13 protein-coding genes, 1 tRNA gene and 1 riboswitch are annotated in these 14,672 nt (G+C 70.0%); of the genes, 8 read left to right on the plus strand and 6 right to left on the minus strand.

Annotation, left to right across the window (positions count from 1 at the left end; all coding sequences use genetic code 11):
- The first annotated feature begins 94 nt into the window (after positions 1-94).
- A complete protein-coding gene (locus AB5J53_RS17975) occupies positions 95-463 on the plus strand; it encodes a hypothetical protein (protein WP_369246670.1) in 369 nt (122 codons plus the stop codon).
- Positions 464-648: 185 nt separating this feature from the next.
- On the opposite strand, the gene AB5J53_RS17980 is transcribed toward AB5J53_RS17975, so the two are convergent.
- A complete protein-coding gene (locus tag AB5J53_RS17980; protein WP_369246671.1) occupies positions 649-966 on the minus strand; it encodes a winged helix-turn-helix domain-containing protein in 318 nt (105 codons plus the stop codon).
- 388 nt (positions 967-1,354) lie between these two features.
- Between AB5J53_RS17980 and AB5J53_RS17985 the strand changes: the two genes are divergently transcribed.
- Positions 1,355-1,639, plus strand: coding sequence for a DUF1876 domain-containing protein (locus AB5J53_RS17985; protein ID WP_369246672.1), 285 nt, complete (start codon positions 1,355-1,357; stop codon positions 1,637-1,639).
- Between the two features lie 334 nt (positions 1,640-1,973).
- Here AB5J53_RS17985 and AB5J53_RS17990 read toward each other — a convergent pair whose 3' ends face one another.
- Entirely contained in the window at positions 1,974-4,049 is a 2,076-nt protein-coding gene (locus tag AB5J53_RS17990; protein WP_369246673.1) for a hypothetical protein, read from the minus strand.
- Between the two features lie 424 nt (positions 4,050-4,473).
- On the opposite strand from AB5J53_RS17990, the gene AB5J53_RS17995 reads away from it, so the two are divergent.
- Positions 4,474-4,791, plus strand: a complete 318-nt coding sequence (locus AB5J53_RS17995; protein WP_369246674.1) for a hypothetical protein — start codon at positions 4,474-4,476, stop codon at positions 4,789-4,791.
- Between the two features lie 205 nt (positions 4,792-4,996).
- On the opposite strand, the gene AB5J53_RS18000 is transcribed toward AB5J53_RS17995, so the two are convergent.
- Positions 4,997-5,072, minus strand: a tRNA-Arg gene (locus AB5J53_RS18000).
- A gap of 310 nt (positions 5,073-5,382) precedes the next feature.
- Here AB5J53_RS18000 and AB5J53_RS18005 point away from each other — a divergent pair.
- The 4 genes from AB5J53_RS18005 to AB5J53_RS18020 all read left to right on the plus strand — a co-directional run bounded on the left by AB5J53_RS18005 (position 5,383) and on the right by AB5J53_RS18020 (position 11,282).
- On the plus strand, positions 5,383-6,990 hold the full coding sequence (locus tag AB5J53_RS18005; protein WP_369246675.1) for a dynamin family protein: 1,608 nt from the start codon (positions 5,383-5,385) through the stop codon (positions 6,988-6,990).
- A gap of 5 nt (positions 6,991-6,995) precedes the next feature.
- Positions 6,996-9,008: a GTPase gene (locus AB5J53_RS18010; protein WP_369246676.1), complete on the plus strand. Its 2,013-nt coding sequence runs from the start codon at positions 6,996-6,998 to the stop codon at positions 9,006-9,008.
- Between the two features lie 134 nt (positions 9,009-9,142).
- Positions 9,143-9,613: a single-stranded DNA-binding protein gene (locus tag AB5J53_RS18015; protein WP_369246677.1), complete on the plus strand. Its 471-nt coding sequence runs from the start codon at positions 9,143-9,145 to the stop codon at positions 9,611-9,613.
- 259 nt (positions 9,614-9,872) lie between these two features.
- Positions 9,873-11,282, plus strand: coding sequence for an LAETG motif-containing sortase-dependent surface protein (locus AB5J53_RS18020; RefSeq protein WP_369246678.1), 1,410 nt, complete (start codon positions 9,873-9,875; stop codon positions 11,280-11,282).
- 129 nt (positions 11,283-11,411) lie between these two features.
- Here the strand turns inward: AB5J53_RS18020 and AB5J53_RS18025 are convergent, their stop codons facing one another.
- Positions 11,412-11,771 (minus strand): winged helix-turn-helix domain-containing protein, encoded by a 360-nt coding sequence (locus AB5J53_RS18025; protein ID WP_369246679.1) that lies wholly within the window; start codon positions 11,769-11,771, stop codon positions 11,412-11,414.
- An 80-nt stretch (positions 11,772-11,851) separates the two neighbouring features.
- Positions 11,852-12,055: riboswitch (cobalamin riboswitch) on the plus strand.
- 27 nt (positions 12,056-12,082) lie between these two features.
- Between AB5J53_RS18025 and AB5J53_RS18030 the strand changes: the two genes are divergently transcribed.
- A complete protein-coding gene (locus AB5J53_RS18030) occupies positions 12,083-13,183 on the plus strand; it encodes a HoxN/HupN/NixA family nickel/cobalt transporter (RefSeq protein ID WP_369246680.1) in 1,101 nt (366 codons plus the stop codon).
- Between the two features lie 40 nt (positions 13,184-13,223).
- Here AB5J53_RS18030 and AB5J53_RS18035 read toward each other — a convergent pair whose 3' ends face one another.
- Positions 13,224-13,964 (minus strand): YcnI family protein, encoded by a 741-nt coding sequence (locus tag AB5J53_RS18035; RefSeq protein ID WP_369246681.1) that lies wholly within the window; start codon positions 13,962-13,964, stop codon positions 13,224-13,226.
- Positions 13,965-13,994: 30 nt separating this feature from the next.
- Positions 13,995-14,582 (minus strand): hypothetical protein, encoded by a 588-nt coding sequence (locus AB5J53_RS18040; RefSeq protein ID WP_369246682.1) that lies wholly within the window; start codon positions 14,580-14,582, stop codon positions 13,995-13,997.
- Positions 14,583-14,672: the final 90 nt, after the last annotated feature.

Genomic DNA, 14,672 nt, shown 5'->3' on the forward strand with positions numbered 1-14,672 from the left:
CACGCTCTCTGGAACAGGTACCTACCGACGATCTTCCCCTTGACCGCTACACGCTGCCCGGATGAGAACCACTTGTTGCGCGACTCGGCTTCTCGTGACCCTGGGCCTGCTTCCGCTCTGTTTTCGTCTGCCGGCCCGGCTACGCCGCACGTACGAGCGTGCCGCGTGGACGGAGCGCGTCGGCGAGCTGCTGGAGGGGCAGGATGGGGCGCGGCGGCTTTCGCTGCGGCGCGTGCAGGGATTCGTGGGTTCCATGGCCTGCTGGCTGCTGCTCATCGGCCTGGCGACCCATCAGGTGATGCCGCCGGTCATGCTGGTCCCGCCGGCCGTGGTCCAGTGGGCGCGGTCCCGGGCGACCGCGAACTGGGAGCGCGTAAACGCGGCAGCGCTGTGGCAGGCCGTTCCAGGGATGTTCGGCACCCGAGGCCCGGTGTTCCGCGTGCCGGCAGACGGCGGGATCTGAACTCACGACCTCTTCGTCCCGAAGCAACGTGGCTGGGCTCCCGACCTGGAGCCTTCGCGACTCTCACCTGCTGCGACGGTCCGCGGGCGTCCGCAGTTGTGCGCCGCAGTACGTCGGCGTAGTCACGCGGTCGGACACTCGTCCCACCGCTGGGTAGGCCCATCGCTCAGCCCGCAGACTCGGTCTCAGGTGGATCGTCCCTGACCGGAAACAAGAGCACGCTGAGCCGCCCACCCCGCCTCGGTGAGGGCCCACGGATCTCCGCGCTTTTGGTACGGCTTGAGCAGCCCTGCCTTCACCATCCGGTTCCGCTGCCAGGCCGTCCGGTTCTCCCACTTCACCTCCCCGTTCGAGGGTTGGGGCAGATGGTCGGTCCGAGTGAGCTGCGAGCCGTACCGCTCGTGAATCCTCCGGAGCACGGCCTGCTTTGAACCCGCGCCGCCCATCTCGCCAAGGGTTGTGAGAAGCCAACGGCCGAGTACCTCGTGGGGTGTCAGCTGCATGCCGGCGATGGTAGATCTCCGGTCTCGCCTGCTGCTACGCCCTTGGCGTAGAAGCTCGCTTGTTCTATGGCGAGTTGGTGTGAGAGATGACCGGTTGCCGAATGTCGCCACCGGTCGCCACCGAGCGGCCTCGCACGGCCCGGAGACGGCCGGCGAGCGATCACTCGGTCCGGCAGGCTCACCGAGCGACGGGCAACGAAGCCTCTCTTGCCTCAGCCGGCGAGAACCTCTCTCGGACTCCCCTATGCGGCCGTCACCCATGTTGCCGTCGCTCACCTCCGTAGCCACACCGTCACCCCCTGTCGACATCCGTCGCCACCTCGTGCGGAGTCGGCCGAAGGAGCACACTCTGGTATTAGGGGCTGGGCCCGCCCCGGAGGTGATCGTGATGACAGAGACACAGACACGGACCACTGTCGGATGGCACATCGAGCTGGAATTCGAGGAGGACGACCACCGCACCCGTGCGGCCGCCCTCGTACGACTGCCGGATGGGAGCGAAGTGCGCGCCCACGGCTATGCCAGCCGCCACCCCTCCGACACGAATCAGCCGAGAGTCGGCGAAGAGGTCGCGGGCGCGAGGGCGCTGAACGAGTTGGCGATGAAACTGCTCACCAAGGCGCACGACGAGATCGACGAGGCGTCGGGCAGGACGTCGCACCCGCTGACCTGACCCGATCCGACCTCGTCCGACACGACCCGAACAAGACCCGATCCGACCCGAGCGGCCCGACAGGGGGCCGACCTGGGGGCGTCGACCGCCACCGGGGCACTGTCCCGGCGACGGGAGGCGCCCCTGCCCGCGCGCTTGACTTCATACAGAGGCCCAGGCGTACGTACCCGCCGAATCACCCGGCCGGCCACGCCAGTTGCTCAATGTTTACGACCATCAGGTCCGCCGTCCGCGCGCACCGCGGAGCCGGATGTCCCACAGAACACGCGGCCGCCGCAATCATCGGTGCGGATGCCGGCTGCTCTGGGGACACCGGCGTACACGCCCTGCGGACTCAGCCCCTGACGTGCTCGTTGTCCAGCGTTGCCCCGGCGTCTCGCTGGCTCGGGATTGCCGTGAGCGCTCGCACCGCCATACCCGCGCGGTGTTCATCGGCCTCCGCGCACAGCGCACGGGCCGCCTCGTTGAAGCGGACGACGGACGGCGGGTCGGAGGGGCCCAGCAGGTGCAGCTTGAGCTCGGTGCGGGCCTCGGCGTAGGTGTCCTTCTCGGGGTGGCGCACGGACTCCAGCAGGGCCGGTATGCCGGAGGCGTCCGGAGCGAGGACGGCACCTGCCCGGACAGTGGGGAAGGTGCTGCGGAAGTCCTGCTCGGGAATGCCGCTGGTGTTGGCGACAGCGTAGGGCTTCTCGCTCGCCAGATAGTCGGAGATGACGCTGGAGACATCGCTGACCAGCAGGTCGGCCACGTTGAAGCAGGCGTAGACGGTCGGCCGCGCCCCGACGACGATCCGGTGCTCCCACGCGGGGAACGAGGCCCAGTACGCGGCCTCCCAGGCGGCGGTCGCGGCGGCCACGGCTGCGGCCCGACCGGATTCCGGGACCGACTGGATCAGCATCCGCTCCGCGTCATCCGCGCTCGCCCGGAACGAGGACGTGGTCAGTCGGTCGAGTTCGGCGGTCCGGTGGGCCAGTTCCGCCGCAGAGGAGGGCGCGGGTCGCTCATCGGGGTGTTCCGCGGCACGGAGTGCGTTCGCGGCACGGATCATCTCCTGGATCCGGGCGTTCGCGGTTGCCGCCCGGGGATCGACCGAGCCGGTCAGCGGGTGCGGCTTGTACAGGAGCCGGACTCCCGGATCGGCCAGGAGGGCGCGGACTATGTTCTCGCCGGCCTCGATGATCGAGGTGTTGCCCGGGTTGCCGTCCCACCCCTCCCACGTGGGGGCGTAGAGAACCGTGGTGTACGCGGCCGAGGGAGCACCGGCATACGGCTCGATCGCGTGCAGCTGCGGGCGTCCGATCTCCACGACGTCCCTGTCGTCGATACCCACGTTCGCCAGGGCGTACCGCTCGCGCGCCGCGGGACCGGCCACCCACACCTCGTCGTACGCCTTCGCGTAGGGATTGCAGCTGGACAGTTTGTCGCTCTCGCCGTGGTTGACGAACGCGTGCTTGATGGTGGGGATCCGCAGCACCTGCGAGGTCTTCCCCGAGTTCGACGGGTGGATCAGCATCTTCAGCGTGGAGTGCTCCAGCCTCATCAGGTCGGCGACCTTCGGCAGACACACGATCGGGATGTCGGTGGACGCGATGTGCCTCACCATGAAGCGCTCACGCAGCACGATCAGCGGACGGCCCTCCAGCTGGGCCAGCGGCTCCAGCCACATGTTCGCCTGATAGGCCGAGCTCGTGCCGCCGGAGAAGTACATGCCCACCGTCGGCTGGTACTCCGCGAGCCAGGCCTCGAACCACTCCAGCGCCTTCTCGCTCGTCACCGGCCGGCGTGCCGGCAGCAGCCGCAGCACCAGCATGCCGATGGCCACCAGCGCCAGGGCAGCGGACAGGGCGATTCCCGCGGCGGCCCACCGGGCCGAGCCGGTCGCCGCGGTGATCAGCAGGCCGGCCGTCGAGGGCAGACCGAACGTCAGGAGCCGCTGCCCGGCGCGCTGCGTCAGCAGCGCCGGGAGAGCGGGGCTCAGCCGCAGTGACGAGGCGTCGATGTTCCGGGTCACCACGGGCAGGGTGCGGGTGCGGCGTACGAGGATCGCGAGCGCCTGGCATGCGAAATGCAGGGCATAGAAGAGCAGCAGGCCGCAGACGAGAGCCAGGTACCTCGTCTCATAGTCCTGTTCCTCGATGCGGATCAGGCCGGTCACCAGCAGAAGGTCCCGGACCACCTGGCGCACGAACACGGTCGCGTGCAGCTTCCCGAGGGCAGTGGTCATGCTCCGCTGCCACCGGTGCAGGGCGATGTCCGCCGCCAGCCCGACAGCGGTGGCGGCCATGAGCAGGAGGACGCTGGGGAGAAGGGCGCCTACCGCCTGAACGGCGAACGACAGGGCGAGCACCGTGGGGAGGAGGAGGCGTGCCGCTGCGGTGCGCAACCGAGCGGGCAGGGGCGATGCTGACACTTCGCGGGCTCCAGGCAACTCAACATCCTTGAGCACGGGCTTGCTGACTTGCGCGATCAGATGGCCGCGGGCCGGAAGCCGATGCGTACGGATGTTCTCTCATGAAGAAGGTGGTCGGACTTTACCTGCCGGGTGACCGGAATTTGTCTGCCGGGCGTCTGGAATTTACCTGGAACCTACGCACACGGCTCCGCAGAGGATGCGAGGCCTGCGTTTCGGCGAGTGTCCAGCGATTCTTGCGTGGCAGGTCCGACAGCAACCCGAGCACCAGCACCCTTGCCCGGCGCCGCGGTTCGACCGGGGCGAACCGTCCCGCCATGCGGTCCATCAGGGTCTCGAACATGTCCGGCCACCGGGTGGGATCTACGCTGTGAACTGCGCCACGATGTGGGCCGGAGTACCAGTTCTGGAGTTGAGTCGGCCGATGGACATGTCCTCCCGAGAGATCCGGCTGCCCCTCGATGAGGCCGTCGCGGTCCTGCTGGACCTGAACGAGTTCGTGGTTTCCCTCGACCGGCTCGGATCCCGCCAGGGATGCGGAGCCGCCGACGAGTACACCGTCGGCAAGTTCATCGCCGATTGGGATGTTGCGCGGCGACTGGCCCGCGCCCGAGGCGTCATCAGCGTCGCGCTGGATCAGGAACTCAGCGTGGAAGAGAGACTTGAGATCGACGACCTGGGCGAGCAGGGCCGCTTCTACACGGACAACGTCGGCTACCCCTCCCCCGACGAGTCCAGCTGATACGCCGAGCGCGCCGGGCCGGACCCATCGAGACGGGCCGGCGCACGAGCTTCGCCACGTATGTGCCGCAGCCACCCGCGGAAACCCGGTGACAGCCGGACTTCGCCGGATCCTCCCCGCGATCACCGGGTAACCCGGCGCTCTTCCGCGTGTGACCGCACCCGCCCTGAACAGCAAAAACGCCCTCCCGGGGGAGGGCGGAGACTGGCGCCCCCGGCAGGACTCGAACCTGCGGCCAAGCGCTTAGAAGGCGCCTGCTCTATCCACTGAGCTACGGGGGCCGGGTGTGGTGGCCGGTGTCCTGGTGCCCGGGTGTGGGCTGATCCGTGACCTTGCCGGGGACAAGGATAGGGCTCCCGCATCCCTGTCCCTCGCGCTTCGCCTCCGTGGCTCGATGTGGAGGTTCGGTGAAGCGGTCCTGATAATCGCAGGCGGGTACGAATCGTGCACCGCTTTTGGCGTCTCACGCATCGGGTGTTGTGCACTCGTTATGCCTGCGCCCCAGTCATCCCTTCCGCCCCGTGTGTCCTGTCGGCGCGCAGACATACCCATATGCTTCAGAAAGCCTCCAAAATTGGGCATTCTTCGCATGTGGTGACCTTGGACGTACGGCCTCAGCTGCTCGACGCACTCTCCGCCCTGCGCGACCGTGTCGCCGCCGCACGCTTCCCGCTGCCCCTGGCGGGGGCTCCACGCGCGCGCGCCAACCGCGACGAACTGCTCGCACAGCTCGACGACTATTTGGTGCCCCGGTTGAGAGAACCCGAAGCACCCCTCCTCGTCGTCATCGGAGGGTCCACCGGCGCGGGCAAGTCGACCCTCGTCAACTCGCTTGTGGGGCGCCGGGTCAGCGAGGCGGGTGTGCTGCGGCCGACGACCCGTACACCGGTGCTGGTGTGCCATCCGGAGGACCATCACTGGTTCAGCGGAATGCGGGTGCTGCCCGACCTCACGCGCGTGTGGGTGCCCCATCAGGAGCCCGGCGACGACCTCCCCCCGCTCGCCGAACGCGGGGAGCGGGTGCTGCGTATCGAGACCGCCGACACACTCCCCCGCGGCCTCACCCTCCTCGACGCCCCCGACATCGACTCCCTGGTCGCCGACAACAGGGTCCTCGCCGCCGAACTGATCTGCGCGGCCGACATCTGGGTCATGGTCACCACGGCCGCCCGGTACGCCGACGCCGTGCCGTGGCATCTGCTGCGTACGGCCAAGGAGCACAAGGCGACCCTGGTCACCGTGCTCGACCGGGTGCCGCACCAGGTGGTGTCCGAGGTCTCACGGCAGTACGGCGCCCTGCTCACCAAGGCCGGACTCGGCCACGTGCCCCGCTTCACCGTGCCCGAGCTGCCCGAGTCCGCGTGGGGCGGCGGCCTGCTGCCCGCGACCGCCGTCGCACCGCTGCGTACGTGGCTCGTGCACCAGGCACAGGACCCGGGAGCCCGGCAGGAGGCGATGGCTCGTACGGCCTACGGGGTTCTCGATTCGCTGAAGGCGCGGATGCCCGAGCTGGCCAGCGCGGCCGCCGCACAGTACGCGGCCGCCCTGCGGCTCACGGCCGCCGTCGACGGGGCGTACGACAGCGAGCACACGCGCGTGAAGGGGCGTTTGCAGGCCGGCGCCGTGCTCTCCGGCGACGCGCTCAAGCGCTGGCGCGCCTATCCCCTCGACTGCAGCGCCGGCGAGCTGCTCGACGCGCTCGTCGAGAGCCTGAGCGCCCTGCTGCTGTGCGCGGTCACGGCGGCCGACGAGCGCGTGCACGAGGCATGGCGGCGCGAACCGGCCGCGGGCGCTCCAGGGCTGACGGACCGTGATCCGACGCTGGAGAGCGCCGAGCACCGCATCGGGATGGCCGTACGACGCTGGCGGCGCGTCCTGGAGGAGTACGCCGAGGAGGAGGTGCGCGGCCTCGACAAGAGCATCGCGCCCGATCCCGAAGTGGTGGCCGCGCTGGTCGCCACCGCGCTCCTGGGCGGCCGCCGGGCGCGGACGGCGGGCGAGGGGCTGGCCGAGCGGATCGGGGCGCACGGTGCGCTGCGGCTGCGCGACCGGGGCGGCCGACTGCTGACGGGCTACCTCGACAAAGCCCTGCACACCGAGCGCGAACGCCTTCTCGCGCCGCTGGACGCACTCGACGTCCATCCCGAACCCCAGGCCGAACTCATCGCCGCGCTGTCCGTACTGCAGAAGGAGAGGTGACCGCGGTGACTGCCGTCACAGATCGCACGGATCACGCCGACCGTCCCGGAGACGACCACCCTGAGGACGGCCTCTCCAAGGACGCCTCCGACGCCTCCGACGCCTGCTCCGAAGGGGGCACTTGCGAAGTGAACACCTCCGAAGAGGGCACTTCCGAAAATGGCCTCCCCGGGGAGGCGACTTCCGAGGACCAGCCCCAGGAGGGCACCGGGGACAGCGAGCCCTGCGAAGAGGGCCCCCCTGAGAGCGCCGCCTCCGGCGACAGACACGCGCGCGTGGAGGACGATGACACGGCCGCGCGTGCGGAGGGCGGAACCGTCTGGGACGACGGTCTCATCGCGCGGCGCGTCTCCGAGACGGCAGGCGGGCAGGAGGCGCCCGTGATGGAGATCAAGCCTCTAGTACAAGGCCCGCCGGCCCCCCTCGCGTACGACGGACCGCTGCGCTCACGACTGGACGCGCTCCGCGAACTGGTGGGCCTGTCGCGCACCCGGCTCGACAGCAGGACACTCGCCGAGGCGGGCCGGGTGCTCGACGAGGCGGCGGCGCGCCGCAAGCACTCGGGGCAGCACACCGTCGTCGCCATCGCCGGAGCCACCGGAAGCGGCAAGTCGCAGCTCTTCAACGCGCTCGCCGGCGTGGCCATTTCGGAGACCGGTGTCCGCAGGCCGACCACCGCCGCGCCCATCGCGTGCAGTTGGAGCGACGGCGCAGCGACACTCATCGACCGGCTCGGCATCCCCGGTCGGCTGCGCAGGCGTCCGCTGCAGAGCCCGGAGGCGGAGGCGCAACTGCGCGGCCTCGTCCTGATCGACCTGCCCGACCACGACTCCGCGGCCGTCCAGCACCGCGAACAGGTGGACCGCGTCCTGGCGCTCGTCGACGCGGTCATCTGGGTCGTGGATCCGGAGAAGTACGCCGACGCCGTCCTCCACGAGCGCTATCTGCGGCCCCTGGCCGGGCACGCGGAGGTCATGTTCATCGTGCTCAATCAGGTGGACCGACTGCCCGGGGAGGCCGCTCACCAGGTCCTCGACGATCTGCGGCGACTGCTCGACGAGGACGGGATCGCGCTCGGCGAGTACGGCGAACCGGGCGCGACCGTGCTCGCACTGTCCGCGCTCACCGGGGACGGCGTCGGCGAACTGCGCGAGTCCCTCGGCCAGTTCGTGGCCGAGCGAGGTGCCGCCGCACGTCGAATTTCGGCCGATCTCGACGCGGCCGCGGCGCGGCTGCGGCCCATCTACGCGACCGGGCGGCGCGTCGGGCTCAGTGAGGAGGCGCGCGACGATTTCGCGGACCGGCTCGCGGACGCGGTGGGTGCCGTCGCGGCCGGCGAGGCGGCCGAGCGCGCGTGGCTCCGCAACGCCAACCGCGCCTGCGGGACTCCCTGGCTGCGGCTGTGGCGCTGGTGCCAGGACCGGCGTGAACCCCCGACCGGCCGCCTGCCCGTACGGGCCCCCGCGGACGAGGAGGCCACGGCACGCCAGCGCGTCGAACAGGCCGTACGCACGGTCGCGGACCGGGCGGTGTACGGGCTCCCCGCACCCTGGGCGCAGGCGGTGCGCGAGGCGGCCGTACGCGGGTCGCAGGGGCTGCCCGAGGCGCTGGACGAGATGACGGCACGCGCCGTGACCCCGGCGGGGCGTCCACCGCGGCCCGGCTGGTGGCCGGTCGCCGTACTGGCGCAGGCCTCGATGACGATCCTCCAAGTGATCGGCGGGCTCTGGCTGCTGGGCCAGATCATCGGGATCACGTCACCGAATCTCGGGGTGCCGGTGCTGCTGATGGTGGCGGGCATCATCGGCGGTCCGGCCGTCGAGTGGAGCAGCAGGATGGCGGCGCGCGGACCCGCACGACGCTACGGGCTCGAAGCGGAACGACGGTTGCGCGAGGCCGCCGCCGGGTGCGGGAGGGCGCGCGTACTGGATCCCGTGGCCTCGGAGCTGCTGCGCTACCGGGAGGTGCGAGAGCAGTACGGGCGGGTCACGGGGGCGGCGTCGGCGCCCGTCGGGTGACGCGGTTATCCACAACCGGCCGGTAGCCCACAGCGCTCAGCGGGCTCGGCCCGGCGAAGGCAGTCTGAACTCGCGGCGATCGCAGCGCATGCGGTCGCCGCGACAGACGCATTCGTACGGGAGAGGGGTTCGGGATGAACGAGACGATGGTGTGCGTGGTGGGGAACGTCGCGACGCAGCCGGTGTACCGGGAGCTGTCGACGGGAGCGTCGACGAGGTTTCGGCTGGCCGTGACGTCGCGCTACTGGGATCGCGAGAAGAGCGAGTGGACCGACGGACACACCAACTTCTTCACGGTCTGGGCCAGGAGGGCTCTCGCGACGAATGCGGGGGCGTCGCTGTCGGTGGGCGATCCGGTTGTCGTGCACGGCCGGCTGAAGGTGCGCACGGAAACGCGCGACGGCCAGAGCTGGACCTCGGCGGACGTCGACGCGGCGGCGATCGGACACGATCTCTCGCGAGGCACGTCCGCCTTCCGACGAGCGTCCAAGGGGGACATCGGATCGGCTCCGACACCTCAGCCGGAGCCCAGTTGGGAAACGGAGCCACAGGCTGATCCCGATACTGCCTCCCAACAGCGGCCCGAGCCCGCCGGAGTGACGTGATGTCAGGGACGTCCACGTCCTGACCGAACTGCGGCTTATCGACAAATGCGTTGTGAACGGTCCCCATGGATTTGTCGATAAGCCCAGCTCACAGCTGTGTGAGCGATAACGATTCCGAGTCGGATCGGTTATCGGATGACATGTCTGGGGAGCGTGGTGCGCCGCGTCTTTAGGATGCCGGGCATAGCTCTCGGGGCTTCTGATTCTGCTGGCGGGACCGTCCCCCCATGTCAACGGGTCCTGCACGAAGGGGAATTCTGTGTTTTCTGCGTTCTCTGCGTTGTCCGCGCGCAGGCGAGGTGCCGCCCGCCTCGCCGCCGCGACGTTGGTGTCGGGGCTCGTCGCAGCGGGGGCGATCGCCGCCGCCGGTACGGCCGTTGCCGACGAGACCCCGCAGAGCCTGGGCGGTGCGACCGCCACCATAGGTGACCTGAAGACGTACGGGTCCGCGGTCATCCATGACAACGGCGAGGACTCGTGGGTGTCCGCCGGACTCTTCGAGATGTCCGTCGACAACGGCGGCATGCTGCAGACCTACTGCATCGACATCCACAACCCGACGCAGCGGGACGCCAAGTACCAGGAGACCTCCTGGAGCGGTACGTCGCTGAGCGGCAACAAGGACGCGGGCAAGATCCGCTGGATGCTGCAGAACTCCTACCCGCAGGTGAACGACCTCGCGGCGCTCGCCGAGAAGGCCGGCGCCGCCGGCCTCACCGAGAAGGACGCGGCGGCCGGCACTCAGGTGGCCATCTGGCGGTACTCGGACGGCGCCGACGTGGACGCGGTGGACCCGCAGGCGGAGAAGCTGGCGGACTATCTGCAGAAGAGCGCGCGGAATCTGGCGGAGCCCAAGGCCTCGTTGGCCCTCGACCCGGCCGCGGTCTCCGGTCACGCCGGCGAGAAGCTCGGCCCGGTCACGGTGCACACCAACGCGGACAGTGTGACGGTGACGCCGCCCTCGGACGCCACCGCCGGCGGGGTGAAGATCGTCGACAAGGACGGCAAGGCGATCACCTCCGCGGCCGACGGCAGCCGGCTCTACTTCGACGTGCCGAAGGACACCGCGGACGGTTCGGCATCGCTGACCGTGCAGGCGTCCACCACCGTGCCGGTCGGCCGCGCCTTCACCTCGGAGACCCGCAGCCAGACACAGATCCTCGCGGGCTCCAGCGAGTCGACGGTCTCCGCGTCGGCGACCGCGAACTGGGCCGAGAAGGGCGCGATACCGGCCCTGTCCGCCGAGAAGAACTGCGCCAAGGGCGGCGTGGACATCACGGCGGCCAACAAGGGCGACGAGGCGTTCACCTTCGAGCTGATGGGGATCGAGCACACCATCGAGGCGGGCGCGTCCCAGACGGTGACCATCCCGCTGCAGGAGGACCAGGCCTACGACTTCACGATCAACGGTCCGAACGGCTTCTCCAAGCGGTTCAAGGGCGTGCTCGACTGCAAGACCCAAGGCAGTACGAGCGACATCTCGACCCAGACGGTCAGTGAGCCGAGCCCGGCGACGGTGGGCGGCACCTCCACCGGAGACACCGACCTCGCTGAGACCGGCGGCTCCAGCACGACCCCGATCATCGCGGGCATAGCCATCGCCCTCGTGGTGATCGGCGGCGCGGCAGTGCTCTTCGTCCGCAAGAAGCAGGCACGGGTCCAGGACTGAACAACACAGCACCTTGGCAACTCAACAGTGAGTGACCGCACCACGGTGACTCCATGAGCCCGCGGCCCCGGCAAGCCCCCCAGGCGTCCGGGGCCGCACCCATTCCGGCCACCGTCCGCCTGGGGCGGCTCAGCCCTTGTCGGACGCGCAGTGCTCGAGGAGTTCGGCGGTCGGGCCGTCGGTCACCCGGTAGCGCACGACCCGCCCGTCCTTGTCGCCCTCGACCACCCCGGCGGTACGGAGCAGACGCAGGGCCTGGGACACGGCGGGGTCATTCATACCGGTCGCGATGGCGAGGTCGGAGACGGCGAGGGGGCCGGCCCGGTGCAGGGCCAGCAGAAGGGCGAGACGACGCGGGTCGGCGAGGAGCGAGAAGCGGTCGGCCCAGGTGCGTACGTGCCCGGGCTCACCGATGGCGGCGACGGCGTCGCAGACCCGATGGCCGTCGATGGTCCGGCGGTCGGCGCGCTCGGCGGGGACGAGGTGCATGGGGTCATCTTCGCAGGCGACCCCATGTGATCTTCAATACCTGCGCAGCTGTGCAACTTTGCAGGAGACCCCGGCCGCCCCTACGGTGGGTGGGCCGTGGTGTTCGGGAAGACCGGTGACGGCCCCTCAGGGGCCCAGACCGGAGCGGCCCTCGCCACTGTGATCGGGGGGAGTTCCCGTCCCGTGCCGCCCGCGGGCGGCGCCACTGGCCGCAAGGCCGGGAAGGCAGGGGCGGGCACGTGTACCCGTAAGCCAGGAGACCGGCCACGGCATCTCACGAAGTGATCCACGAGGTGCTGGAGCGTGACCGTATGACCCTGCCCACGCAGTCGTCCCCCGCCACCGGGTTCCGGTGGCGCCGCGAGGACACCGTCCGAACCGCTGTACTCCTGGCCGTGATCGCGGCTTTGCACGTCGTCGCGTTCGGCATCCTGTTCCTGCTCGTCGTGCCGGAGCACTACGAGGTCGGGTCCAAGGCGTTCGGCATCGGCCTGGGCGTGACCGCCTACACCCTGGGCATGCGGCATGCCTTCGACGCGGACCACATCGCCGCGATCGACAACACCACGCGCAAACTGATGGCCGACGGCAAGCGGCCCGTGTCGGTGGGCTTCTGGTTCGCGCTGGGGCACTCCAGCGTGGTGGTCGTGCTCGCCGCGCTCATCGCCGGAGGCACCCAGCTGGCCGGGCGCATCATGAACGAGGGCTCCAGCACCCACCAGGTGCTCGGCGTCATGGGCACCACGGTCTCCGGGTCCTTCCTCTACCTGATCGCCGCCCTCAACCTCGTCGCGCTGATGGGCATTCTGCGGGTCTTCCGGGCGATGCGGGCGGGTACATACAACGAGGAAGAGCTCGAACAGCACCTGGATTCCCGTGGGTTCATGAACCGGATCCTCGGTCGCTTCACGAAGTCCATCACGCGGCCGGGGCAGATGTTCCCGCTCGGCTTTCTCTTCGGGCTCGGCTTCGACACCGCCACCGAGGTCACGCTGATGGTGATGGCGGGCAGCGGCGCGGCGGCCGGGCTGCCCTGGTACGCGATCCTGTGCCTGCCGCTGCTGTTCGCGGCGGGGATGAGCCTGTTCGACACGCTGGACGGCACGTTCATGAACTTCGCCTACCAGTGGGCCTTCTCCAACCCGGTGCGCAAGGTCTTCTACAACCTCACCATCACCGGCCTGTCCATCGCCGTGGCCTTCTTCATCGGCACCATCGAGCTGGTGGGCGTGCTGCACGACAAGCTCGCCCTGCGCGACGACGTTACCGACTGGATCGCGGGGCTCGACCTGGACAACGTCGGGTACATCATCGTCGGCCTGTTCGTGGTCGTCTGGGCCGCGGCCGTGGCGTACTGGCGGCTGGCCAAGGTCGAGCAGCGGTGGGCGGTCCGCCCCGCCGACGGGAGTTGAGACCGGCGGGGCGGCAGCCGCATACGGCTGGGCACATCGGCTAGGGGCGGGCGCTCCGGCCGCGTGCGAGGGCGAATCCGGCCGCGGCCAGGCCGAGGACGCCGACGATCAGACCCGCGATGCCCAGGCCGCGAGCGGTCGAGTCACTGCTCTTGCCGCTCGCGGTCGAGGTCTTGGCGTCCGAGGCCGGTGACGAGGCCGCGCCGGAGGGTTCCACGGAGGAGTCCTCCCCCGTGGCCTTGGCGGTGAGCTTGAGCACCGGCGCCGGGTTCTCCGGCTCCTCGCCGCCCTTGGGTGTCTCCTCGATCCACCGGACGACATTGCCGTCCGAGTAGGTCTGCAGCGTCTTGAACTCCAACTGATCGGCATCATCGGGAAGTTGACCGAAGGCGACGTTGAAGTCCTGGAACTCGCCGTGGCGGATCCTGCCGCCCGTCCAGGTGATCTCGGAGACGGCGTCGGTGATCGTGCCGTCGTCGGTCTTGATGGGCTTCTTGAGCTTGGTGGTCGTCACCTTCGCGGTCCAGCCGGACTGCGGAGTGACCAGGACACCCAGGACCGGGTGGTCGGTGGGCAGGAAGACCTGCACCTTCGTGGTGCTCGCGGTGTCCTCCTCGTTGGGGACGCGGAAGGTCAGCACGCCGTCCGTGGCGCCCTTGGCGTAGCTCTCGGGGTGGACCGTCACATGCGCGAAGGCCGCGCCCGCGGCGGTCAGGACTCCGGCCGTGGTGAGCGCGGCGACGAGGCCGGCTCGGCGCAGGGTGGTGCGTATCGGGGACATCAGGGGAACTCCGTACTGGTGTGGATGCGGTCAGGGCTTATACGCGAGCCCGGCCGGCGGTCCCCGACGGGAGACGGCGTGCCGCAGCAGCACCTGCCGCAGCGGCCACGTCTCAAAGGCGTTCCGGCAAACGACGTCCCGTTGGGCCCGTGCGGGAGACGGTCCCGTCCGCACCCGCCACCATGCCGCGAGCCCGGGCACGAACGCCACGGCCCACCGCAGTAGGGACCACAGGGCGGCCTCGCCGCGCCGCAGCCACCAGGTCGCGAGCAGGGCGGCGGCCACATGCGCTGCCGTGGCGTGGGGCGTCATGGCGTGTGCGTGCGCGGGCATCATGTGCGCCCCGTGCATCGTCATCGCCATGCGCGGGCGGGCGGCCTCGAACCCGAGGTGAAGTCCGGCCTGCGCGGCCAGCATTCCGAGGCCGATCCCGAGCAGGGACCGCTCCCGGCCGCCCAGCAGACAGCCGGCCGCGAAGACGGTGAGGAACCCCGCACCGTCCGCCCACAGCGGCGGCGCCTCCCCGGTCGCCAGACCGTGCCCCCCGGCGGCCAGCAGCACGCACAGCACGGCGAACACCGCCGCGCGCAAGCTCCGTACCGCCAAGGACGCACTCATGGAGCCCAGATACTGCCACGGTGAGCGAGCGGCCGTCGCCGCTTCCCCCGGAGCCGCCTCCTCCCGGGCGGCCGAGTGCGCTTTCCTGGC

The sequence above is a fragment of the Streptomyces sp. R41 genome, assembly GCF_041053055.1.
Taxonomy (GTDB): domain Bacteria; phylum Actinomycetota; class Actinomycetes; order Streptomycetales; family Streptomycetaceae; genus Streptomyces.

What these genes read in the sequence shown, in the direction of transcription:
- AB5J53_RS17980 (WP_369246671.1), bottom strand. Translation starts at nt 966, where the DNA reads ATGCAGCTGACACCCCACGAGGTACTCGGCCGTTGGCTTCTCACAACC.
- AB5J53_RS17985 (WP_369246672.1), top strand. Translation starts at nt 1,355, where the DNA reads ATGACAGAGACACAGACACGGACCACTGTCGGATGGCACATCGAGCTG.
- AB5J53_RS17995 (WP_369246674.1), top strand. Translation starts at nt 4,474, where the DNA reads ATGGACATGTCCTCCCGAGAGATCCGGCTGCCCCTCGATGAGGCCGTC.
- AB5J53_RS18015 (WP_369246677.1), top strand. Translation starts at nt 9,143, where the DNA reads ATGAACGAGACGATGGTGTGCGTGGTGGGGAACGTCGCGACGCAGCCG.
- AB5J53_RS18025 (WP_369246679.1), bottom strand. Translation starts at nt 11,771, where the DNA reads ATGCACCTCGTCCCCGCCGAGCGCGCCGACCGCCGGACCATCGACGGC.
- AB5J53_RS18030 (WP_369246680.1), top strand. Translation starts at nt 12,083, where the DNA reads ATGACCCTGCCCACGCAGTCGTCCCCCGCCACCGGGTTCCGGTGGCGC.
- AB5J53_RS18035 (WP_369246681.1), bottom strand. Translation starts at nt 13,964, where the DNA reads ATGTCCCCGATACGCACCACCCTGCGCCGAGCCGGCCTCGTCGCCGCG.
- AB5J53_RS18040 (WP_369246682.1), bottom strand. Translation starts at nt 14,582, where the DNA reads ATGAGTGCGTCCTTGGCGGTACGGAGCTTGCGCGCGGCGGTGTTCGCC.